The organism is Pseudonocardia alni (assembly GCF_002813375.1).
Taxonomy (GTDB): domain Bacteria; phylum Actinomycetota; class Actinomycetes; order Mycobacteriales; family Pseudonocardiaceae; genus Pseudonocardia; species Pseudonocardia alni.
On sequence record NZ_PHUJ01000003.1, the window covers coordinates 4,679,955 to 4,701,603 of the forward strand.

At 75.1% G+C, this 21,649-nt stretch carries 18 protein-coding genes; 12 read left to right on the top strand and 6 right to left on the bottom strand.

Annotated elements, in window-relative coordinates; all coding sequences use genetic code 11:
* Positions 1 to 204: 204 nt before the first annotated feature.
* Complete coding sequence (locus ATL51_RS23110; RefSeq protein WP_167410037.1) at positions 205 to 1,299, top strand: glycoside hydrolase family 16 protein; 1,095 nt, start codon at positions 205 to 207, stop codon at positions 1,297 to 1,299.
* Positions 1,300 to 1,302: 3 nt separating this feature from the next.
* Here ATL51_RS23110 and ATL51_RS23115 read toward each other — a convergent pair whose 3' ends face one another.
* Positions 1,303 to 2,325, bottom strand: coding sequence for a carbohydrate kinase family protein (locus ATL51_RS23115; protein ID WP_073577199.1), 1,023 nt, complete (start codon positions 2,323 to 2,325; stop codon positions 1,303 to 1,305).
* 98 nt (positions 2,326 to 2,423) lie between these two features.
* Here ATL51_RS23115 and ATL51_RS23120 point away from each other — a divergent pair, with 98 nt between their 5' ends.
* Positions 2,424 to 3,425 carry a CobW family GTP-binding protein gene (locus ATL51_RS23120; protein ID WP_100879924.1) on the top strand — a complete coding sequence of 334 codons (1,002 nt, stop codon included), beginning with the start codon at positions 2,424 to 2,426 and terminating at the stop codon, positions 3,423 to 3,425.
* A gap of 113 nt (positions 3,426 to 3,538) precedes the next feature.
* Here the strand turns inward: ATL51_RS23120 and ATL51_RS23125 are convergent, their stop codons facing one another.
* The 4 genes from ATL51_RS23125 to ATL51_RS23140 form a co-directional block, all read right to left on the bottom strand.
* The gene (locus ATL51_RS23125; RefSeq protein ID WP_073577197.1) at positions 3,539 to 4,111 is read right to left on the bottom strand and encodes a hypothetical protein; all 573 of its coding nucleotides are present in this window, start codon (positions 4,109 to 4,111) and stop codon (positions 3,539 to 3,541) included.
* Between the two features lie 164 nt (positions 4,112 to 4,275).
* Positions 4,276 to 5,271: a small ribosomal subunit Rsm22 family protein gene (locus ATL51_RS23130; RefSeq protein ID WP_301549149.1), complete on the bottom strand. Its 996-nt coding sequence runs from the start codon at positions 5,269 to 5,271 to the stop codon at positions 4,276 to 4,278.
* A 24-nt stretch (positions 5,272 to 5,295) separates the two neighbouring features.
* On the bottom strand, positions 5,296 to 5,835 hold the full coding sequence (gene idi / locus ATL51_RS23135; protein ID WP_073577196.1) for an isopentenyl-diphosphate Delta-isomerase: 540 nt from the start codon (positions 5,833 to 5,835) through the stop codon (positions 5,296 to 5,298).
* Between the two features lie 52 nt (positions 5,836 to 5,887).
* Entirely contained in the window at positions 5,888 to 7,057 is a 1,170-nt protein-coding gene (locus tag ATL51_RS23140) for a geranylgeranyl reductase family protein (protein ID WP_100879925.1), read from the bottom strand.
* A 150-nt stretch (positions 7,058 to 7,207) separates the two neighbouring features.
* Here ATL51_RS23140 and ATL51_RS23145 point away from each other — a divergent pair, with 150 nt between their 5' ends.
* The gene (locus tag ATL51_RS23145; protein ID WP_100879926.1) at positions 7,208 to 8,659 is read left to right on the top strand and encodes a DHA2 family efflux MFS transporter permease subunit; all 1,452 of its coding nucleotides are present in this window, start codon (positions 7,208 to 7,210) and stop codon (positions 8,657 to 8,659) included.
* A gap of 15 nt (positions 8,660 to 8,674) precedes the next feature.
* On the opposite strand, the gene ATL51_RS23150 is transcribed toward ATL51_RS23145, so the two are convergent.
* A complete protein-coding gene (locus tag ATL51_RS23150; RefSeq protein ID WP_100879927.1) occupies positions 8,675 to 10,006 on the bottom strand; it encodes an MFS transporter in 1,332 nt (443 codons plus the stop codon).
* Positions 10,007 to 10,091: 85 nt separating this feature from the next.
* Between ATL51_RS23150 and ATL51_RS23155 the strand changes: the two genes are divergently transcribed.
* From ATL51_RS23155 to ATL51_RS23200, 9 genes are all read left to right on the top strand, one after another.
* Positions 10,092 to 10,571 carry a MarR family winged helix-turn-helix transcriptional regulator gene (locus tag ATL51_RS23155; RefSeq protein WP_301549150.1) on the top strand — a complete coding sequence of 160 codons (480 nt, stop codon included), beginning with the start codon at positions 10,092 to 10,094 and terminating at the stop codon, positions 10,569 to 10,571.
* 57 nt (positions 10,572 to 10,628) lie between these two features.
* Positions 10,629 to 12,137, top strand: a complete 1,509-nt coding sequence (locus ATL51_RS23160; protein ID WP_100879928.1) for an acyl-CoA synthetase — start codon at positions 10,629 to 10,631, stop codon at positions 12,135 to 12,137.
* The gene (locus tag ATL51_RS23165; protein ID WP_100879929.1) at positions 12,134 to 12,910 is read left to right on the top strand and encodes a crotonase/enoyl-CoA hydratase family protein; all 777 of its coding nucleotides are present in this window, start codon (positions 12,134 to 12,136) and stop codon (positions 12,908 to 12,910) included. The genes ATL51_RS23160 and ATL51_RS23165 overlap by 4 nt, the downstream gene beginning before the upstream one ends.
* Positions 12,907 to 14,853, top strand: coding sequence for an acetoacetate--CoA ligase (locus ATL51_RS23170; protein WP_100879930.1), 1,947 nt, complete (start codon positions 12,907 to 12,909; stop codon positions 14,851 to 14,853). The genes ATL51_RS23165 and ATL51_RS23170 overlap by 4 nt, the downstream gene beginning before the upstream one ends.
* Entirely contained in the window at positions 14,850 to 15,815 is a 966-nt protein-coding gene (locus ATL51_RS23175) for a 3-hydroxyacyl-CoA dehydrogenase NAD-binding domain-containing protein (RefSeq protein WP_100879931.1), read from the top strand. Before ATL51_RS23170 ends, ATL51_RS23175 begins: the two co-directional genes overlap by 4 nt.
* A 21-nt stretch (positions 15,816 to 15,836) precedes the next feature.
* Entirely contained in the window at positions 15,837 to 16,709 is an 873-nt protein-coding gene (couO, locus tag ATL51_RS23180) for a 4-hydroxyphenyl-beta-ketoacyl-CoA hydrolase (RefSeq protein WP_100879932.1), read from the top strand.
* A 732-nt stretch (positions 16,710 to 17,441) separates the two neighbouring features.
* The gene (locus tag ATL51_RS23190; protein ID WP_100879934.1) at positions 17,442 to 17,807 is read left to right on the top strand and encodes a hypothetical protein; all 366 of its coding nucleotides are present in this window, start codon (positions 17,442 to 17,444) and stop codon (positions 17,805 to 17,807) included.
* A complete protein-coding gene (locus ATL51_RS23195) occupies positions 17,804 to 19,636 on the top strand; it encodes a hypothetical protein (RefSeq protein ID WP_100879935.1) in 1,833 nt (610 codons plus the stop codon). The genes ATL51_RS23190 and ATL51_RS23195 overlap by 4 nt, the downstream gene beginning before the upstream one ends.
* A gap of 2 nt (positions 19,637 to 19,638) precedes the next feature.
* Positions 19,639 to 21,645 (top strand): hypothetical protein, encoded by a 2,007-nt coding sequence (locus ATL51_RS23200; RefSeq protein ID WP_157818494.1) that lies wholly within the window; start codon positions 19,639 to 19,641, stop codon positions 21,643 to 21,645.
* The last annotated feature ends 4 nt before the right edge of the window (positions 21,646 to 21,649 follow it).

The window sequence follows — 21,649 nt, forward strand, 5'->3', positions numbered from 1 at the left end:
GCGCGGCGACGCGTGCCACACCCGCCGTCGCGCGCCGGCCGGTCACCCGACGTCACCGGTGCCCGCGGGAAGATCACCGTCCGTCCACGGGCGACCGCATCCCACCCGTCCGCGCGCTCCCCGGACGAGTGGTTCGACTGGTGCTCCTCACCCACCGCACGTGAGATGGGACCGCAGGTGACCGAGTGACGGGAGTGATCCACGGTGCGGACCAGGACCAGGACGACGGTGGCGGTGCTCGCCGCGACGCTCGCGCTGTCGGCGGTCACGACGGCCGGTGCGTCGACGGCGTCGGCGGCACCCACGGCTCCGGCGGCCGCCGTGACCCGGACCGTCGCCGACGACCCGGCGCCCCCGCGGGACGACAGCGGCGCGGCCGCGCCCGCCCCGACCGGCCCGGCCGGCGGAGACCCGACCGGCCCGGCCGCGGGCACCGCGACTCCGGGAGGCGGCCCGGCCGGCGGGACGGCGAAGGCGACCCCGGCCGACCCCGCCGCGCCCCCGGCGTCGTCGCACTGCACCGAGACCGCGGCGCAGGAGCTCGGCTGGGGCGCGCCCGCCCGCGAGTCCGGCTTCGACGGCACCACGGTCCCGCCGGACTGGCACCCCTACGGCCCCGAGCCCGGCCACAACAAGAAGGGCACCCGCACCCCGGAGGCGGTCACCGTCGCCGACGGGGCGATGACCATCTCCGCCGACGCCGACGGCAACACCGGCGCCGTCAGCTGGCACCCCGGCCAGAAGTACGGCCGCTGGGAGGCCTGCGTGAAGTCGGACGAGGGCCGGGGCGGGATCAACGCGCTGCTGCTGCTCTGGCCGGTGGCCGAGGACTTCCCGGTCGGCGGCGAGGTCGACTGGATGGAGATCATGGACGACTCCCGCCAGAAGACCAGCTTCTTCCTCCACTACGGACCGGGCAACGACCAGGACTACGGGTCGGTGGAGCACGACTCGACGCAGTGGTCGGCCTACGCGCTGGAATGGACCCCGGAGAAGATCACCGCGTACGTGAACGGGAAGGAGTGGTACTCCAACACCGACACCGACCAGTTCCCGCCGCGCCCGATGAACATGACCATGCAGCTGGACTACTTCGGCAACGCCGGCGGCCCCACCGCGATGCACATGGACTGGGCCCGGCAGTGGGCGCTGCCGCAGAGCACCGTGGCCACGCTGAGCCTGCCGCCCGGCTCGGCCGCGACCGGGCAGCCCCGCGACTTCCCCGACCGGAAGCCGCGCGAGCTGTCGGAGCCCGAGCAGCAGGCGCAGACCGCGATGCTCGCCCGCGAGCATCGCTGAGGCTCAGACCGCGGCGTCGAGCTCCGCGCGGGTGGGCGGGTTCGCGCCGTGCCGCGAGCAGGTGATCGCCGACGCCGCGACGGCCTCGGTCAGCACGGCCTCCAGGGTCGGCCGGTCGATGCGGTACAGGTCGTCGCGGGCGGTCGCGCCGAGCAGCCCGCGCCGGTGCAGACCGGCGAGCAGCGCCGCGGAGAAGCTGTCCCCGGCACCGACGGTGTCGACGACCTCGACGGTGCGGCCGGACAGCACCAGGTGCAGCCCCGACGACGTCCCGGCCAGCACCCCGTTCGCCCCGAGGGTGACCACGACGACCGCCGGACCGAGCTCGAGCCACTCGCCGACGACGTCGCCGGGCTCGCGGCCCGGGTGCAGCCAGCCCAGGTCCTCCTCACTGACCTTCACCACGTCGGCCACGCCGAGCAGCTCGTGCACGCCGGGCAGGATCTCCTCCGGCGTGCCCATCAGCAGCGGCCGGAAGTTCGGGTCGTAGCTCACCGTCGCGGTGTCCACAGCGGAGGCGAGCAGCTCGCGCAGCGCCTCGTGACCGGGCGCGGTGGTCAGCGCCAGCGATCCGGAGTGGACGGCGACGACCGGGCCTGCCGGGCCGTCGTCGAGGGCGCCGGCGAGCTCGTCGTCGGTCCACTGCCAGTCCGCGGTGCCCGCGATCCGGAAGTCGTAGGACGCCTGCCCGTCGGCGGCCAGCTCCACGATCGCCAGCGACGACGGCTCGTCCGCCTCGACCGAGTGCGACAGGTCGACGCCGTTGTCCTCGAGATGGTCGCGCAGCTTGCGCCCGAGCAGGTCGTCGGCGAGCCGGGCCAGCATCCGGGCCGGCACGTCGAGGCGGGACAGCCCGACCGCGACGTTCGCGGGGCTGCCGCCGGGCGCGAGCTCCCAGTACTGCTGTGTCGATGCGCGGTCCGCCTGCGCTTCCCGCTGCGCGGTCACGGGGACGATGTCGACGAGGGCTTCTCCGGCGACGGCGATCACTCCGCGTGGCGGGCGTCCGGCAGCTGTGTCGGGCATGGCCGCACTGTAGTGGCCCGATCGGGGTCCCCGGACAGGTCCGTGACGGGTCACGACCACGTCACGGTGCGTCGACACGCACGTGGTAGGCATGACGGATGCCCCGGAAGATCCCGGTCGTGGTGCTGGCCGGATTCCTCGGAGCCGGCAAGACGACACTGCTGAACCACCTCCTCGCCGCGGGCGGGGACGCGCGGATCGGCGTGGTCGTCAACGACTTCGGGTCGGTCGGCATCGACGCGATGCGTGTGGCCGGTCAGGCCGGCGACGTCGTCGGGCTCGGCAACGGCTGCCTGTGCTGCGAGGTCGGTGAGGGTGGCGTCTCCTCGGTGCTGGAGAAGCTGACCCGCCGCCGCGACGAGATCGACGTCGTCGTCATCGAGGCCAGCGGCATCGCCGAGCCCGGCACACTGGTCCAGCTCGTGCTCGACGCGCTGGGCCAGCACCTGAGCTTCGGCGGGCTCGTCGAGGTCGTCGACGCCGCGGAGTTCGAGGACTCGCGGCGCCGCCACCCCCAGCTCGACAAGCACGTCGGCATGGCCGACCTCGTCGTCCTGAACAAGATCGACCGGGTGGGACCGGGGCCGCTGTGGCGGGTCCGGCGGCTGTGCCGCGAGGCGAACCCGCGGGCCCCGATCGTGCCGGTCCGCGACGGCGCGGTGGACCCGGCGCTGCTGTTCGACATCGAGATCGTGCCGGGCCGCCAGCTGATGCTGGGCGAGCGCGTCGACGAGCCGCACTCCCACCACCTGCACGCCGGCTACCAGAGCCTGACGTTCCTGTGCGACGAGCCGCTCGACGCCGCCCGCCTGCAGGACCTCCTCGACGCCCGGCCGTCCGGGCTGTACCGGATCAAGGGCTCGGTGCGCTTCGCCGCCGCCCCGGACCGGGAACGCTGGGACCTGCACACCGTCGGCCGGTACGTGCGGTTCCGCCGGAGCCGGTGGGACCCCGACGAGCCCCGCCGCACCACCCTGGTCCTGATCGGGACCGGGCTGGACGAGGCCGCGTTGGAACGTTCGCTGCGCGCCTGCGTCGCGACCGACTCCGACCGCTGCGACGCCGACGCCCTGCTCCCCGTCGCCCGCTACGCCGTCTGACCCGTCCTCCTCTGCTGCTGTTGCTCCGAGGGTCACTCTCGGGGCGTAGAGCGCTACGAGGGTGACCCTGGGGACACGACGCGGGGCTCGGTCGGCGGGGGGCAGACCCGAGCTCAGACCGGGGTGAGGTCCGGGCCCGTCGCCGGCTCGGCCAGCTGGGTCAGCGCGTCGGCGGCCCACGCCTCCCCACCGGCCACGGCGGTCCACAGCAGGACACCGAGGGTGCGGGTCGGGTCGATCCGTCCCGCCTGCCACGACGGCGTCGCCGCGAGACGCTCGGCGCGTGCGCAGAGTTGCCAGGAGGCGGGGTCGGTCGCGGCGATGTCGCGGGCGAAACGGGTGTGCCCGGTGCGGGCGCGGTAGGCCCGGACCGGGTCGGTGACCGCGTGGATGATCGAGAGCACCCCGATCGCCAGCCCGAGCGCGACGGGCAGGCAGACGAGGAACGCCAGCGCCGACCAGGACCAGCTGTTCTCACCCACGGTGAGCGCCACCACGGCGGCGGCGACGACGGCGGTGCCGGTCATCGCACCGGCCGGGAGCTTCGTGTAGACGAGGTCGCCCGCGTCGTCGACGACGTAGTCGGTGCCGGTGATCAGGGCCGGGTCGTACACGCGGTATCCGGTACGGGTGCGGACGAGGGTGGGCAGGCGGTCGGCGGGGGCGCCGGTGACGAAGTCGTTCATGGTCGTGCTCGATCTGTGAGAATGCTGCTGCTCGCGGCCCACCTGATGGCCGTCTCGCCCGGTCAGTCGCCCACGATGCCGGTCGGTGTTACAGATTCACAACGTTCCTCGGCGCGTCCGGTCTGTGACGTTCGCCTCCCCCGCTTGCGAGCAACCCGGAGGGCTCACCCGGGTGGCCAGGCGTCGCCCCACGCGGTGTCACGGGCGTGCCGGAACAGCTCCTTGCGACTGCGTGGGACGGGTGTGTCCCGCAGCGTCCCGTCCGCCTCGCAGACACGCAGAGTCACCAGTCCCTTGCGTGTGTGCGGGTGCCGGACCACCCGGCCCGGGGCCCGTCCGACGGTGCCGTCGTCGTCACGCACGGCGACGACGTAGGAGAACTTCTCGTCCTCGTGGCCCAGCGAGCCGGCCTTCAGCGCCCGGTGGCGCGAACTGCGGCCGACGCGCACGGCGAAGTGGCACCAGTCGTCACCGGTCACCGGGCAGGCGCCGTCGTGCGGGCAGGGCGCGGCGACGGTCAGGCCCGCGGCGAGCAGCCGGGCACGGGCGTCGAGGATGCGCGCGTGCCCGGCCGGTGTCCCCGGCTCGACGAGCACGACCACCCGCGCGGCCCGGGCGGCGGCGTCGACGACGGCGTCGCGCACCGGGACCGCCAGTTCCCCGAGCAGGTAGCAGGCGGTCAGCAGGTCGGTGTCCGGCAGCGCCGGGGCGGTGCCGAGCACCGCGGCCTCCCAGTGGGCGCCGCGCAGCAGCGCCGACGGAGCTCCGCCCGCGAGCCTGCGCCCCAGCGCCCGGGCCGGCGCCGCGGCCTCCAGCACCGTGGCCCGCTCCAGCGACGGCCACACCTGCGCCGCGGCCCACACCGCGGCGCCGGTCCCGCCGCCGAGGTCGAGCAGCGACACCGGCTCCGGTACCCGCGCTGCGGCCCGCTCCAGCACGTCGACGACCGCCGCGTGCGTCGCGGGCATCCGGTACGCGGCGTAGGCGGCCGCGTCGTCGTCCGTGCGCAGGATCGGCGCGGTGGGCACGGTGCCGCTGCGGTAGTCGCGGATCAGCCGGTCGACCACCGGCGCGAGCCGCGCGGCGGGGACCCGGTCGAGCGCGTCGTCGAGGGCGGCGCCGAGCGCGCCGGACAGGTCGGGGGACAGGTCGGGGACCACCCGCCCATTCCACCAGTCCCGGGCTCAGCCCCGGGCGCCGACCAGCAGCGGGTCGGCCAGCACGTCGAGCAGCGGGGCCTGCATCCGCGCCCACGGTGACAGCCCGGAGGCCGGGTCGTCGGCGGCGGCGCGGAAGCGCGACCAGCTCCACCAGGCCACGTCCTCGACCTCGTCGGGGCGCGGCTCGGGCTCGCCGCTGATCCGGGCGACGAACACCGGGCAGAGCTCGTTCTCCTCGATCCCGTCCTGCGACGCGCGGTAGCTGAAGTCCGGCAGCACCATCCGCAGCTCGGTCGCGCGGATGCCCAGCTCGTCGGCCAGCCTGCGGTGCACCGCGTCGGCCATGTCCTCGCCGGGGGCGGGGTGCCCGCAGCAGGTGTTGGTCCAGACCAGCGGGAAGGCGGTCTTGGTGCGGGCACGCCGGGTCACCAGCAGCCGGCCGGCGTCGTCGACGCCGTAGCAGGAGAACGCCAGGTGCCGCGGGGTGCTCGCACCGTGCACGGTGGCCTTGTCCGCGACGCCGACCGGGTTGCCCTCCTCGTCCAGCAGCACGACCTGTTCCATGCCGTCCTGTCTACCGGAGCCCGGCGGCCGCGGCCTGTCGGCCGGTACCGGCTCACACCCCGGAGCGGGCGGCTGCGCGGCCCCGGACCGCGCCGCCGAGCGCGGCACCCGGCAGGTGCGCGGCGACGACCGCCAGTGCGGCGGGGGAGACCGTGCCCCGCGCCAGCCCCAACCCGACCGCGCAGTCGAACACCCGCCGGCTCCGGGCGGCGGCGCCGATCGCGGCGTCGAGGAACGCGGGACGCGCGGCCAGCCGGGCGAGCGCCCCGACGTGGCGGTGGTGGCGGGCGAAGGTCCGCTCCATGGCGGCGCGGTGGGCGGCGCCCGCGTCGTCGCCGCGCAGCGCGCTGCGCCCGGCGAGGATCCCGGAGGCGACGGCGTCGAAGATCCCCTCGCCGGTCAGCGGGTTCACCTTCGCCGCGGCGTCGCCGGCCAGCAGCACCCGGCCGTCGGGCTGGAACCGGGGCGCGGTGGACAGCGGCAGGTGGTGCGCGCGCAGCGTCGCCGGGTCCGGTTCCTGGCCGGGCAGCAGCGCGGCGAGCCGCTCCAGCAGCGACGCCCGGTTCCCGGCGCCGCGTTCGTCGAACACGCCGTAGCCGACGTTCGCGCCGCCGCCCGCGATCGGGAACGACCAGGCGTAGGCCGGGACGGCGCCGCCGGCGTACTCGATCGACAGCGTCCCCGGCTCGGCGGCGACCGGGGTGTACCCGCGGATCGCCACCGCCGTCGACGACGGCGGCACCCCCGGCGCGCCGAGCGCGCGGCGGACCACCGAGTGGGCCCCGTCGGCGCCGATCACGGCCCTGGCGACGATGTCGTCGTCGAGCAGCACCCGGTCCCCGTGCGGGACGACGGTGCGGACCCGGTGGCGGCGCAGCTGCGCCCCGGCCGCGACGGCCGCGTCGACCAGCGCCGCGTCCAGCTCCAGCCGCGTGACGACCCGGTTCGGCCGGGGCGCGGTGCGGTGCACGACCCGGCCCTGGGGAGTGCGCAGGCGCAGCCGCGGTGCCGCGGCGCCGAGGGCCCGGACCCCGGTGGCACCCAGCTCGTCGAGCAGGTCGAACACCTCGGCCGCGACGCCGTCGCCGCAGGTCTTGTCGCGGGGGAAGGCCGCGGCGTCGAGCAGGAGCACCGACGCCGACGGCCGCAGCCGCAACACGTTGAGTGCCGCGGCGCAGCCGGCGGGACCGGCCCCGACCACGACGACGTCGTAGGTGGACATGGCGCCATTGTCCCCTCCGCACCCGGGCGGAAACGGCTCGCCACCGCCCGCCCGGCCGTGGTGCACTCGCACACCGCCACCCCGTCGCCCGGCCGCGCCGTGTGCCGGCGCCGCGGGTGGGCGCGTCCGTCACGTACCGAGGAGCACGCTGTGACCACCGAGCCGGCCGCCGGCCGCGACGCCGAGCGGCTGCCCGCCGGAGCCCTGCTGATCATCTCCCTGCTCGTCGGCTCGGCGTTCGTGATGATCCTGAACGAGACGATCATGAGCGTGGCGCTGCCCGCGCTGATCGCCGACCTGCGGGTCACCCCGGCCACCGCGCAGTGGCTGACCAGTGGGTTCCTGCTGACGATGGCGGTGGTCATCCCGATCACCGGCTACCTGCTGGGGCGGTTCCCGCCGCGGGCGGTCTACCTCGCCTCGATGGGCCTGTTCAGCACCGGGACCCTGCTGTGCGCGGTCGCGCCGGCGTTCGGGTTCCTGCTGGCCGGGCGGGTCGTGCAGGCCACCGGCACCGCGGTGATGATCCCGCTGCTCATGACGACGATCCTGCGCCTGGTCCCGGCGAGCCGCCGCGGGCAGACGATGGGCACGATCTCGATCGTCATCGCGGTGGCGCCCGCGGTCGGCCCGACGCTGTCCGGGGTGATCCTCTCCGCGCTGGGCTGGCGCTGGATGTTCTGGATCGTGCTGCCGATCGCGCTGCTCGCCCTGGTCGCGGGGGCGCTGCGGCTGCGGGTGGCCGCGGAGACCACGCGGGCCCCGCTCGACGTCGCCTCGGTCCTGATCTCGGCGGTCGCGTTCTCCGGGATCGTCTACGGGCTGTCCGCGATCGGCGAGTCCGCCGCCGGGGGCGCGCACACCGCGGTGCCGCCGTGGGTGCCGCTGGTGCTCGGGGCGGTGGCGCTGGCGGTGTTCGTGCACCGCCAGGTCCGGCTGCAGCGCGGCACCGGCACGGCCCCGCTGCTGGACCTGCGCCCGTTCGCGGTCCGCCGGTACTCGCTGTCGCTGGTGCTCGTCGCGACCGGGTTCATGTCGCTGTTCGGCGCGATCATCCTGCTGCCGCTCTACATCCAGGAGGTGCTGGGCGACAGCGCGTTCGTCGCCGGCCTGGTGGTGCTGCCGGGCGGGCTCGTGATGGGGCTGCTGGGCCCGTTCGTCGGCCGGGCCTACGACCGGGTCGGCGCCCGTCCGCTGGTGCTGCCCGGCTCGGTGCTGCTCGCGATCGTGATGTGGGGGTTCACCACCCTGGCCGCGGCGACGCCGATCTGGCTGGTCGTGGTGCTGCACGTGGGCCTGTCCGCGGCGCTGGCGCTGATGTTCACGCCGCTGATGACCGACGCGCTCGGCTCGCTGCCCGGCGAGCTGTACTCGCACGGCAGCGCCATCCTCACCACGCTGCAGCAGGTCGCCGGCGCGGCGGGGACGGCGCTGTTCATCACCGTGATGACGCTGGCCTCGGCCGGCGCCGGTGTCGACGCGGCCGGTGTGCACGCGGCCTTCCTGGTCGCGGCGGGCGTGTCCCTGGTGACGGTGGTCGTCGCGCTGGCCGCGTCCCGCCTGCCGGCACCCGCCGAGGCCCCGCAGGACGCCCGGGCCTGAGGCCCGCCCGCCGGGTCAGCGGGTCGCGGTCCTCCCGGTGGTGCCGGCGGGGGCGGGGACGTCCGGGTCGTCCAGCCCGTCGCGGGAGGTCTCGCGCAGGGCGAGCACCGACCCGACCGAGACCAGCGCCAGCGCCCCGATCACCGCCGACAGCGTCCCGGTGCCGAACCCGGCGGCCTGCAGCGATGCGAACAGCACCGGCGAGAGGCCCGCGCCCATCCCGGAGATCTGGTAGCCCAGCGAGGCCCCGGTGTAGCGCGAGCCGGTGGAGAACATCTCCGAGTACAGCGCCGCGGACGGCCCGAACCAGGCCGCGTGCGTCACGCCCTGACCGACCACCACGGCGAGGGTGAGCAGCACCGCCGAGCCGGTGTCGATCATCGGGAAGACGGCGACGCACCACAGCCCGGTGGCGACCGCCCCGCCCAGGACGACCGGCCGTCGTCCGACCCGGTCCGACAGCGCGGAGAAGCCGATGATCCCCACGATGGCGACCAGCGAGGACAGCGTCAGCGCGTTCAGCACGGTCTGGCGCTCGAACCCGGCACCGACGGCGTAGGAGATCAGGAACGTGGTGAGCGTCCCCTGGGCGACGAAGGCCCCGAACCCCACGCCGACGGCGAGCAGCAGGTTGCGCGGCCGGGACAGCACCTCCAGCAGCGGGGCGCGGGCCGGCGTCGTCGGCTGTGCGGCGGCCGCCGCGGCGAACACCGGGGTCTCGGTGACCGACAGCCGGACGAACAGGCCGATGCCCAGCAGCACCACGCTCAGCAGGAACGGGATGCGCCAGCCCCAGGTCAGGAACGCGTCCCCGGTCAGCGACGCCGACAGCGCCAGCACCAGTGTCGACAGCACCATGCCGCTCGGCGCGCCCGCGTTGGTGAAGCTCGCCCACAGCCCGCGCCGCGACGACGCGTGCTCGGCCGACATCAGCACCGCGCCGCCCCACTCGCCGCCGACCGCGATGCCCTGCACGACCCGCAGGACGATCAGCAGCACCGGGGCCAGCGCGCCGACCTGCGCGTAGGTCGGCAGCAGGCCGATCAGGGTGCTCGCCACGCCCATCACGACCATGCTGATGACCAGCATCTTCTTGCGTCCGACGCGGTCCCCGAAGTGGCCGAACACGATCCCGCCGAGCGGGCGGGCCAGGTAGCCGGTGGCCAGCGTGCCGAAGGCGGCGACGGTGCCGACCAGCGGGTCGAGGTCGGAGAAGAAGACCGCGTTGAACACGACGGCCGAGGCCGTCGCGTACAGCAGGAAGTCGTAGTACTCGATCAGGCTGCCGAGGTAGCTCGACAGGACCGCGCGCCGGCGCTGGGTCGAGGAGAACCGGGGGTGCGTCATCGCAGCTCCCTGCCTTCCGTGAGATGGAAAGCAGCTTTATAGCAAGTTACTTGTGATCAGCGCCACGATCGTTAGGATCGCACACGTGACGGATGCGGCGTCGGTACCGACGGGGACGCGGGGACAGCGGCTGACCTACCTGGTCAAGCGCCTGCAGATGGCCGAGCGGGCCCGGATGGAGGAGGCGCTGCGTCCGCTGGGCGTGACGCTGGCCCAGTACACCGCGCTCAGCGTGCTGGAGCGCCGCGGCGGGCTGTCCTCGGCGCAGCTCGCGCGACGACACTTCGTCACCCCGCAGGCGATGCAGCAGCTCGTCGCCGCGATGGAGCGCGACGGGGTCGTCGAGCGCCGGCCGGACCCGGACAACCGCCGGATCCTGCAGGTCTGGCTCACCCCGCACGGCGACGCGACGCTGGCCCGCTGCCACGCCGCGGCCGGGGTCGTCGAGCGCCGGATGCTCGACGCGCTGGAGCCCGACCAGGCCGAGGTGTTCGCCGACGCCCTCGAACGGTGCCTCGCCGCCCTGGCCGGTCGCGACGGGATCCCGCCGGACGGCGATGCTTGACCCCATGGCAAGCACCTTGCTATCAACTTGCTTGATATGAAGGAGCGAGGGAGCCCCATGAGCCCGATCACCGGTCCCGGCCTCGGGCTGGGCACCTGGCCCGCCCGCCGCGCGCGGATCAGTCCGCACGCCCCGGCCCTGTCCGACGGGGAGCGGGCGATCGACCACGCCGGGCTGGCCGGGCGCGCCGCCCGGATCGCCGGCGGTCTGGCGGAGCGGGGCGTCGGGCCGGGGGACCGGGTCGCCTGGCTGGGGGTGAACGCCGTCGCCACCCTGGAGACCTGCTTCGCGGCGTGGCGGCTCGGCGCGGTCGCGGTCCCGCTGAACTACCGCCTGGCCCCCGCCGAGGTCGGCTACATGCTCGACGACTGCGGCGCGACGCTGCTCGTGCACGGCCCCGACGCCGACGACCTCGTCGCCGCGACCGCGCCGCGGATCCCGGTCGTGCGCGGCGTCGAGGACCTCGCCCGCGGGCCCGCCCGCGACGACGCCGGTGCCGGTCTCGACGACCCGGCCGTGCTGCTCTACACCTCCGGCACCACCGGCCGTCCGAAGGCGGCGGTGCTGACCCACGGCAACCTGACCTGGAACACGGTCAACCAGCTCGCCCACGTCGACGTCTGCTCCGACGAGCGCACGCTGTGCATCTCGCCGCTGTTCCACTGCGTCGGGCTCTCCCAGGTCACGCTGCCCACGCTGTTCAAGGGCGGCAGCGTCGAGCTGGTCGCCCGGTTCGACCCGGCGGCGGTCCTGGGCCGGATCGCCGAGGCCGGGATCACCAGCTTCGCCGCCGTCCCGACGATGCTGCAGATGCTGTGCGAGTCCCCGTCGTTCGCGGGCACGGACCTGTCGTCGCTGCGCACCGTGGTCTACGGCGGGTCCCCGGTGCAGGAGCGGGTCGCCAGGGCCTGGCTGGAGCGCGGCGTCGCCCTGCAGCAGGGCTACGGGATGACCGAGGCCTCGCCCGGGGTGCACATGGCGACCCGCGACGGCACGGCTGCGCACCCGCCGACCTCGGTCGGGGTGCCGCACTTCTTCACCGACGTCGCCGTCGAGCGCGACGGCGAGCTCGCCCCCCTCGACGACGAGCCCGGCGAGCTGCTGGTCCGCGGGCCGCACGTCAGCCCCGGCTACTGGAACCGCCCGGACGAGACCGCGGCGTCGCGGCGCGGGGAGTGGTTCCGTACCGGCGACGTGCTCCGGGCCGGCGAGGACGGCTGGGCGTTCGCCGTCGACCGGGTCAAGGACATGATCATCTCGGGCGGCGAGAACGTGTACCCGGCCGAGGTCGAGGCGGTCGCGGTCACCCATCCCGACATCGCCGACTGCGCCGTCGTCGGGGTCCCCGACGAACGCTGGGGCGAGGTCGGCGCGGCCTACGTGCAGCTGCGCCCCGGCACCGACCTCGACGCCGACGCGGTGCGCGCGCTGCTCGCCGGGCGGCTGGCGCGCTACAAGGTCCCGAAGTACGTGCGGTTCGTCGACGAGCTGCCCCGCAACGCGTCCGGCAAGGTCCGGCGCGTCGACCTGCGTGCGGCCGCGGCCGTCGCCGAGGAGCTGTCGTGAGTTCTCTGCCGGAGTCGCTGACCGTGGAACGCCAGGGCGAGGTGGCCGTGCTGCGCCTGTCCCGGCCCCGCAAGCGCAACGCCCTCGACGACGCGACCGTGCTCGGTATCGAGGACTTCTTCGCCCGCCCGCCCGAGGGGGTGCGCGCCGTCGTGCTCGACGCCGAGGGCGACCACTTCTGCGCCGGGCTGGACCTGTCCGAGCTCGGCGACCGCGACGTCGTCGCGGCGATGGAGCACTCCCGGATGTGGCACCGCGCGTTCGCCCGGCTCGCCGAGGGACGGCTGCCGGTCGTCTCGGTGCTCAAGGGCGCCGTCGTCGGCGGCGGGCTGGAGCTGGCCTCGGCCACCCACCTGCGCGTCGCCGAGGACTCCACCTTCTACGCGCTGCCCGAGGGACAGCACGGCCTGTTCGTCGGTGGCGGCGGGTCGGTGCGGGTGCCGCGGCTGATCGGCGTGCACCGGATGACCGACATGATGCTGACCGGCCGCGTCCTCGACGCCGACGAGGGCCACACGCTGGGCCTGTCGCACTACCGCACCGGCCCGGGGGAGGGCCTGGCCCGCGCCTGCGAGCTGGCCCGCACCGTCGCCGGGAACTCGGCGATCACCAACGTCGCGGTGCTCCAGGCGCTGCCGCGGATCGCCGAGGCCTCCCCGGACCACGGCTTCATGATGGAGTCGCTGGTCGCCGCCGTCGCCTCGTCCAGCGCCGAGGCCCAGGAGCGGATGCGGGCCTTCCTCGACGGCCGCGGCGGAAAGGTGCGCCGGTGAGCGAGCTGCTGCGCCCCGTCGCCGACGACGTCCGGGAGACCACGGAGATCGGCCGGTTCGTCACCGCCGTCGAGCGCGGGCACGGCCTGACCCTGCCCGACTACGCCGCGCTGCACCGCTGGTCGGTGACCGAGCCCGAGGCGTTCTGGTCCGCGGTCGCGACCCACCTCGGCGTCCGGTTCGACACCCCGCCCCGGGCGGTGCTCGGGCGGCGGGGGATGCCCGGCGCCGAGTGGTTCCCCGGCGCGACGCTGAACTACGCCGCGCACGCCCTGGACGGCCCCGAGGGCGACGTCGCCGTCGTCGCGTACTCCCAGACCCGCGACCGGGTGGAGCTCACCTGGGGCGGGCTGCGCGAGCAGGTCGCCCGCGCCCGGGCCGGGCTGCGCAGGCTCGGCGTCGGCCGCGGCGACCGCGTCGCGGCGTACCTGCCGAACCTGCCCGAGACCGTCGTCGCGTTCCTCGCGACGGCCTCGCTCGGCGCGGTCTGGACGAGCTGTGCCCCCGAGTTCGGCGCCCGCAGCGTGCTCGACCGGTTCGGCCAGGTCGACCCGGTCGTGCTGCTCACCGTCGGCGGCTACGGCTGGGCCGGGCGCGACGTCGACCGCCGTGACGAGGTCGCCGCCCTGCGCGCCGGGCTGCCCGGGGTGCGCCACGTCGTCGCCGTGCCGTACGGGCCGCACACCGTGCCCGACGCGATGACCTGGGACGAGCTGCTGGCCGCCGACCCGGAGCCGGGCGCCGACCCGGTCCCGTTCGACCACCCGCTGTGCGTGCTGTTCTCCTCCGGCACCACCGGGCTGCCCAAGGCGATCGTGCACGGCCACGGCGGCATCCTGGTCGAGCACCTCAAGAACCACGCCCTGAGCTGGGACCTCGGCCCCGGCGACCGGATCCTCTGGTACTCCACGACCGCCTGGATGATGTGGAACGCGCTGGTGTCCGGGCTGCTGCGGCAGGCCTCGATCGTGCTGATCGACGGCAACCCGGCCCACCCCGACCTCGGGTGGCAGTGGCGTCTCGCCGCCGAGACTGGCGCGACGCTGCTGGGTGCCAGCCCCGGGTTCCTCATGGCCTCGCGCGCCGCGGGCCTGCGCCCGGCCGCCGAGCACGACCTGTCCGCGGTCCGCCAGATCGGCGCCGCCGGGAGCCCTCTCCCGCCGGAGGGCTACCGCTGGGTGGCCGAGCAGTTCGGCCCGGAGGTACTGCTCAACGTGGGCAGCGGCGGCACCGACGTCTGCTCCGGCATCGTGCAGGGGAGCCCTTTCCAGCCGGTGTGGTCCGGCGAGATCTCCGGGCCCTGTCTCGGGGTCGACGCCGCCGCCGTCGACGACGCGGGCCGCCCGGTCGTCGACGAGCTCGGCGAGCTGGTCATCCGGGCCCCCATGCCGTCGATGCCCGTCGGCTTCTGGGGCGACGACGACGGCAGCCGCTACCGCGACACCTACTTCGCCACCTGGCCCGGGGTGTGGCGGCACGGCGACTGGGTCCGCTTCTCGGCCGTCGGCTCCGCGGTCGTCGCCGGCCGCTCCGACGCCACCCTCAACCGGGGCGGCGTCCGGCTGGGGACCGCCGAGTTCTACCGCGTCGTCGAGGAACTGCCCGAGGTCGAGGACTCGCTCGTGGTGCACCTGGAGGACCCCGCGGGCGGCAACGGTGCGCTGCTGCTGTTCGTGCAGCCCGCCGACGGCACCCCCCTCGACGACGCCCTGGTCACCCGGATCCGCACCGCGCTGCGTGGCGAGCTCACCCCGCGCCACGTCCCGGACCGGATCGAGGCGGTGCCGGTCGTGCCGCGCAACCGCACCGGCAAGAAGCTGGAGGTCCCCGTGAAGCGCATCCTGCTCGGCGCGGCCGTCGACGACGTCGCCTCCCGCGACGTGCTCGCCGACCCGACCGCGCTCGACGCGTTCGTCCACTTCGCCTCCGGGACGCCGGCGTGAGCGCGCCCGGGACCCCCGGCGGCGCCGGTGCCGCGGCCGGGGTCGGCACCGTCGCCGTCGTCGGGACGGGGGTGATCGGCGTCGGCTGGACGGCGCTGTTCCTGGCCCGCGGCCTGCACGTGCGCGCCTTCGACCCCGCACCGGGCGCCGAGGACCGGCTGCGTGCCGACCTCGCCGCGCTCGGCCCGTTCCCCGGCCACGACGGCCCGCTGCCGGTGGCGAACCTGGTGTTCGCCGACAGCGCCGGTGACGCCGCCGGGCCCGCCGGGTTCGTGCAGGAGAACGGCCCCGAGCGCGAGGACCTCAAGCACACCCTGTTCGCCGAGCTGGACTCCGCCGCAGCCCCCGGCGTCGTGCTCGCCTCCAGCTCCTCGGGCCTCCTGCCGACGACGATCGCCCGCGGCGCCGCCCGGCACCCCGAGCGGGTGCTCGTCGGGCACCCGTTCAACCCGCCGCAGGTCATCCCGCTGGTCGAGGTCGTGCCGGGGGAGCGGACGGCGGAGTCCGCCGTCGAGGCCGCGCTCGCCTTCTACGCCGCGCTGGGCAAGCGGCCGGTCCGGCTGCGCGCCGAGGTGCCGGGCCACCTGGCCAACCGGCTGCAGGCCGCGCTGTGGCAGGAGGCGTACTCGCTGGTCGAGCGGGGTGTCGCGACGGTCGCCGACGTCGACGCCGCCATCTCCCACGGCCCCGGCCTGCGCTGGGCGGTGCTCGGCCCGTTCGCCAACCAGCACCTGTCCGGCGGCCCCGGCGGCCTCGCGCACATCCTGGAGCATCTCGGTCCGCCCACCGAGCGGTGGTGGCGCGACCTCGGCCAGGTCACGCTCACCCCCGAGCTGGCCGCGACGCTGGTCGACGGCGTCCGCGACGAGCTGGGTGACCTCGACGGCCCCGCGCTCGCCGCCCGCCGCGACAGCGTCCTCGCCGCGCTGCTCGAGGCCAAGTCCCGTACCGAGCTCCCCTGACCCTCCGTGGAGAGGACCGCCATGCCGCTCGACCCCGCCACCGTCGATGCCATCGACGTGCACGTCCACGTCGAACAGGACGGCCACGGCTGCCTGGCCCTCGACCAGGAGCTGCTCGACGCCTCGGCGAAGTACTTCAAGGCCGACCAGGACCGCACGCCGACCATCGACGCGATCGCCGAGCACTACCGGGCACGCCGGATCGCCGCGGTGGTGTTCACCGTCGACGCACCGTCGGGCACCGGGCACCCGCCGCTGTCCAGCGAGGAGATCGCCGACGCGGCCGCCGCGCACGACGACGTGCTGATCCCGTTCGGCTCGGTCGACCCGCACACCGGCAAGGCGGCCGTCGCCCGCGCCCGCCGGCTGGTCACCGAGCACGGGGTCCGCGGCTTCAAGTTCCACCCCAGCCTGCAGGCGTTCGAACCTGACGACGTGCGCTTCTACCCGCTCTACGAGGCCATCGCCGAGCTGGGCGTGCCCGCGCTGTTCCACACCGGACAGACCGGGATCGGCGCCGGGCTGCCGGGCGGACGTGGGATCAAACTGCGCTACTCGAACCCGATGCTGCTCGACGACGTCGCCGCCGATCACCCCGACCTCACCGTGGTGCTCGCCCACCCGTCGGTGCCCTGGCAGGACGAGGCGATCTCGATCGCCACCCACAAGTCCAACGTGTACATCGACCTGTCGGGCTGGTCGCCGAAGTACTTCCCGCCGCAGCTGGTGCGGGCCGCGAACACGATGCTGCGCCGCAAGGTGCTGTTCGGCTCGGACTACCCGGTCATCACGCCCGACCGGTGGCTCGCGGACTTCGAGACCCTCGAGATGAAGCCCGAGGTCCGGCCGATGATCCTCAAGGACAACGCGGTGCGGATGCTCGGACTGGGGTGATCGTCGACGGTGAGGGGTCCGGTGCCGGATGCGGCACCGGACCCCTCTCTCGTGCCGGTCACGGGATCGACGGCCGCCCGGGTTGTCCGGACGGGTTCCCGTACGGCCCGTCGCGTCGTACGGCGTCCCAGGTCAGAGCCTCGAAGCGAACCGGTTCCCGACGTCGTTGACACGATCAGGTGATTCGTTTCGCCGTGTTCCGGCACCGCGGGGCGGGTCGTCCCGGTCCGTACGGAGTAGCCCAGGTCACTCCCCGCGCCCGATCTCGGGGCTCTGCGACCCCGTTCCCATGTTGTGGACCTGTCCGGTGTCGAGTTGGTCCGAACGGGTCTGTTTACTGATTCCCATGCACCTCGTCTCCCGGTTCGCGGTTCGGCGCCACGTCGACCTGCGCCGCCAGGCGAGCGCGCTCTGTTCCGGCGTCTGACCGCGCCCGGCTCCCGGGGCGCGCCCGCGCTCCGCCGCACGCCGTCCCCGGCACGGGGTCCGCAGCCGCGGTAGCCACGGGACCGCCCCCGCACTCCCCGACACCACCGCGCCCCCGCGCGGACCTCCCGCCCCGCCCTCCCGGCGGCCCGGGAGGGCGGGGTCCGACGGCCCCTCGTGGCGCACGCCCGCACCTGCCCGCGCCCCGCGGCGCCGTCCACGACGGACGACGCCGCGGCTCGCCGCTCGGCGGATGTCCACATCGGACTCCACTTCGCTCCCTGTCACGAAAGAAGGAGACACGTCGTGCCTCAGCACCGCGCACGGTCCGCGTCCCGGGCCCGGCTGATCGCCGGCGGCGCCGCTCTCGCCGGCACCGCTCTGATCGGCCTGTCCGGGGCGGCCCAGGCGGCCACCCCGGACCTGGTCCCGGACCTCGGACCGATCCTCAGCTCCGACTCCTCCGGGCCCGCGAACGACGACCAGCCGGACCCGGCGCCGACGGCGCCCCCGATCGAGTCGTCCTACGAGGCGTTCGACTCCGACCAGCCGATCCAGCAGCTGCGCGACTTCGCCCCCGCGGGCGTCCCCGCCGCCGGCCTGGTCGACGTCGTCTCGAAGGCCCCGAAGCAGATCGCCCCGCCCTTCCTGTCCGGCGGAGCGGGCGAATGAGCCTGCGCCCGCGGTCCCGCTGGGCGCGGCGGGGGCTCATCGCCCTCGCGAGCGCCGCCGTCGTCGCCGGGGTCGTCGCGATCCCCGCGTCGGCCCAGGGAACTATCGACAAGGTCAAGTCCGAGGTCACCGGCGCCGACGGCAAGAACTACTGGGTCGAGAACAACCTCCTGCCGGAGGCCCGCCGGCAGTCCGCCGACGGACCCAGGAAGGAGTACGCGCTGGTCTGGGCCGGTGACGAGAACATCGCCGACACCGCGGTCGCCGACGTGCGCAACCTGCCGGGGTCGCTGCTCGACCCGGTCGACAAGGTCCGCGACGCACTCCCCGGTCCGGACTTCCTGGCCGTCGTCGACGTCACCAAGGGCACCCCGGACTACGGCAAGGTCGTCAACACCGCGACCGTCGGCCCGCTCGTGGAGAACGAGCCGCACCACATGCAGTACTCGTGGCGCAAGGGCGACAAGATCTACGCGGGCGGCCTGTTCTCCGCGGCCACCTACGTCTTCGACGTCGCGGCGCTGCCGGAGATCAGGCTCTCCGGCATCTCGCTGCCGTCGCAGACGCTCTGCGGCTCGGTGCCGGACGCGTACTGGGTCCTCAAGGACGGCACCGCCTACGGCACCTACATGGGCGGCCCCGTCGCCCCGGGCCCGTGCCGGTATACCAACGGCGAGGTCCGCACCGGCAACGGCTTCGCGGGCTCTCCCGGCTCGGTGATCCGGTTCGACCAGGAGGGCAGGAACCTCGTCGAGGCCCCGGCCGCGACCGAGACGCCCGAGGACCCGACCCAGTGCCTCAACATGCCGGCCCTGGGCAACCCCACCTGCGCGAACCCGCACGGCATCCAGGTCCGCGAGGACCTGAACACCATGGTCACCAGTGACTACGCGGAGCCGCGTTCGATCATCCTCGACCCGGTGAAGAACCCGTCGCCGTACCTGCGCCGGCCCACCGTGCGGACCTGGGACATCTCCGACCTGAACAAGCCGAAGGTCACGTCGGTGCAGTACTTGCCGACCGGTCCGCGCAGCAACGGGGTCGACCCGCTGCGCAACGAGAACCGCGCCGTCATGGAGACCACGGTCACCAACCGGCCGGAGAACAAGGGCGCGTTCGCCCAGACCATGCAGGGTGGCGCGATCTTCTACACGCCGGACATCACCGCCGAGAACCCGCAGTGGAAGGAGGTCTTCGACCTGGGGACCTCCGCGCCCGAGCTGGGCGTCGGTGGCGAGAACGGCGGCCCGAGCGCCAACGGCGGCTGGATCCAGACCAGCGCCGACGACACGACGCTCTACCACGCCACGATCGGTCGCAAGGCCGGCACGCTGGGCCCGGACGACAAGGGCACCGCGGGCGGGGTCATCGCACTCGACATCGAGAAGCTCCTGGCCTCCGGCGACGCGCCGCAGTGCTCGATCGACACGATCGAGGAGACCACCGCCGGTGGCGCCGAGAGCGACTGCCCGACGATCAAGGGCACGGTCGGCATCAACCCGGACCGGACCGGCGCGGGCCCGCACTGGGGCGCGCTGGACAACCTGGAGCGCGGTGACGACGGCTACTACCGCCACACCGACCGGCCCACGCGCCTCGCGACCGCGAACTACTTCGTGGCCCGCACCGGGCTCGACGGCGACCACCGCCTGTGCATGACCGACATCGCCCCGGACGGCTCGCTGAGCCTGGACGAGTCGTTCACGGACGAGGACACCGGCGACACGTGCGTGAGCTTCAACCGCCGGCACTGGCCGCACGGCGACTTCGGCAACGCCAAGCCGCACTCGATGCTGTTCGTCGCGGCCGACGAGGACATCAAGGACTGATGATGTCCCCCTCGTCGATCGCGACGCTCGTGCCGGCCGGCGGGCTCCTGCCCGCCGGCCCGGCCGGGGACGCCCCCGCCCTGCTCCGTGCAGTGGCGGGGGCCGCCCCGGCGGTCCTCGCCCGAGGACCCTCCGGCGGCGTGCCGTTCGCGGACACGGCCCTGCGGCTGGTCCTGCTCACCGCGCTCGCCGTGGTGGCCGGAACCGGTCTGGTCCGGGTCCTGGCCGGCGGGCCCGGACGCGCCGAGCGGGTCGTCGCGGGAGTCGCGGCGCTCGTCGCCGTCTCCGCCGCGGTTGCCGCGGTGACCCGGTCCGGCGCCGGGCTCACCGGCTGGACCCTGTTCCTCCTCGTGGTCACGGCCGCGGTACCGGCGCTGCTCGCCGGTTCCCGCCCGGTACTCGCCGTGCTCCCCGCGCTCGCCGTGACGGCGCTGCTGGTCCTCCAGCTCGCCGGTACCCCCGGCGCCGCGCCGTGGTTCGCACTCGACGCCGGGTACGCCGTCGCCGGGTCCCTGGCCGCCGGTGCGGCGGTGCACCTGGTCACCACCCGCACCGACGACGACACGCGGCCCGCCCGGGTGCGCGTGCTCGGTATCGCGGCGGGCACGGTGGGGGCCGTGCTCGCCGCGGTGCGGCTCGCCGTCGCCGGACCGTTCTCGCTCACCGACGCGCACGGCACCGGCTTCGGCCGCGCCGCGCTGGTGACGGTCGTGGCCCCGGCCGCGGTCGCGGCCCTGCTGCTCGCCGAGAGCGTGCTGACCCGCCGTGCGGGCCACCGCGTCCGCGCCGACGAGGTACGCGACCGCGTCCGCACCCCCGCCGTGCTGGCCGCGGTCGTCGCCGTCGGTGCGGCGACGCTGCTCGCCGCCCTCCCTGCGCCGGCGCCCGCGGCCGTCCCGGGACAGGCCCTGCTGCGCTCGGTCGACCTCGGCGCCGGACCGCTCACCCTGGCGGTCTCCCCGATGCGCCCCGGCCCCAACCTCGTCCAGCTCACCGGCGCCGGGGTCACCGTGACCGGGCCCGACGCCACGATGCCCGGGCACGGGGACGCCGGCGCCCCCGCCGGCTACGCCGTCCGCACCGGGGACCGGGACGTGCCGTTCACGGCCCGCTCCGGCGCCCCGGGCGGCTGGGCACTGGTCGACCTGCCCGAGGGCACCACCTCGATCACCCTCACCGCCGGGGGACTGGCCCGCGCGGTGCCGGTCGACGTCGGCACCGACCGGACCGCACCCGGCGGCGCGACCGGCGCCGACGGGCCGGAGTGCCTGTCCGCCGCCGTCGGACGGATCCTGGCCGGGGGCGACCCCGCGCCCGGACCGTGCCCGTCGGAGGGGCTCGACCCGGCCGACGCCCTGGCGCTGCGCGGCACCGTCAGCGCGCTCGCCTCCCAGGGGGCGCCGGGCCTGGCGATCGCCGGTGACGTGTCGCCCCGCTCCCGTGCGGCCGCCGACGTCGTCCGTGCCGAAGCCGGTGCCGCCGGGCTGCCGGTGCGCCCGGCCCCCGGCCCGGACGACGCCCTGGTCGTCGTGTCCGGCTGGCAGCACGCCGCGACGGCGGTCCGCGACACCGCCCGCGCGGCGCAGACCACGCCGACCGCGCTCGGCGGGACCTACCTCGCGCCGTGGCTGCTGACCGGGGGAGTGCTCGGGCAGAGCCCGGGCACCCTGCTCCCGCTGGACTTCGGCCCGCAGGAACAGGTCCCGCAGCGCTACGTCCGGACGCTCGCCGCCATCGCACCGGGGTCCGCCCCGTCGCTGTCGGGGCTGCGTTCCTGGGCGGCGACGACCGGAGAGGCCTACACCGACCCGGCACCGGCTCTGTACGGTGCCGCCCCGGTGAGCGTGCCGATGACCGCCGACGCCGACGACGGCGGGCACCACGGTGCCCCCAACGAGGCCGCCTGGTTCCCGGGCGGCGCGATCGTCCGGATCGGCTCCGCGCCGACCGGGCCCGGGCGGGCGGACACCGGCCCCGGGACCGGCGCCCCCGCCGGACCCACCCCCTGACCAG

Coding starts and splice junctions, on each gene's coding strand:
- ATL51_RS23115 (WP_073577199.1), bottom strand. CDS start 2,325: ATGCCCGACACAGCTGCCGGACGCCCGCCACGCGGAGTGATCGCCGTC.
- ATL51_RS23120 (WP_100879924.1), top strand. CDS start 2,424: ATGCCCCGGAAGATCCCGGTCGTGGTGCTGGCCGGATTCCTCGGAGCC.
- ATL51_RS23125 (WP_073577197.1), bottom strand. CDS start 4,111: ATGAACGACTTCGTCACCGGCGCCCCCGCCGACCGCCTGCCCACCCTC.
- idi (WP_073577196.1), bottom strand. CDS start 5,835: ATGGAACAGGTCGTGCTGCTGGACGAGGAGGGCAACCCGGTCGGCGTC.
- ATL51_RS23140 (WP_100879925.1), bottom strand. CDS start 7,057: ATGTCCACCTACGACGTCGTCGTGGTCGGGGCCGGTCCCGCCGGCTGC.
- ATL51_RS23150 (WP_100879927.1), bottom strand. CDS start 10,006: ATGACGCACCCCCGGTTCTCCTCGACCCAGCGCCGGCGCGCGGTCCTG.
- ATL51_RS23160 (WP_100879928.1), top strand. CDS start 10,629: ATGAGCCCGATCACCGGTCCCGGCCTCGGGCTGGGCACCTGGCCCGCC.
- couO (WP_100879932.1), top strand. CDS start 15,837: ATGCCGCTCGACCCCGCCACCGTCGATGCCATCGACGTGCACGTCCAC.
- ATL51_RS23195 (WP_100879935.1), top strand. CDS start 17,804: ATGAGCCTGCGCCCGCGGTCCCGCTGGGCGCGGCGGGGGCTCATCGCC.
- ATL51_RS23200 (WP_157818494.1), top strand. CDS start 19,639: ATGTCCCCCTCGTCGATCGCGACGCTCGTGCCGGCCGGCGGGCTCCTG.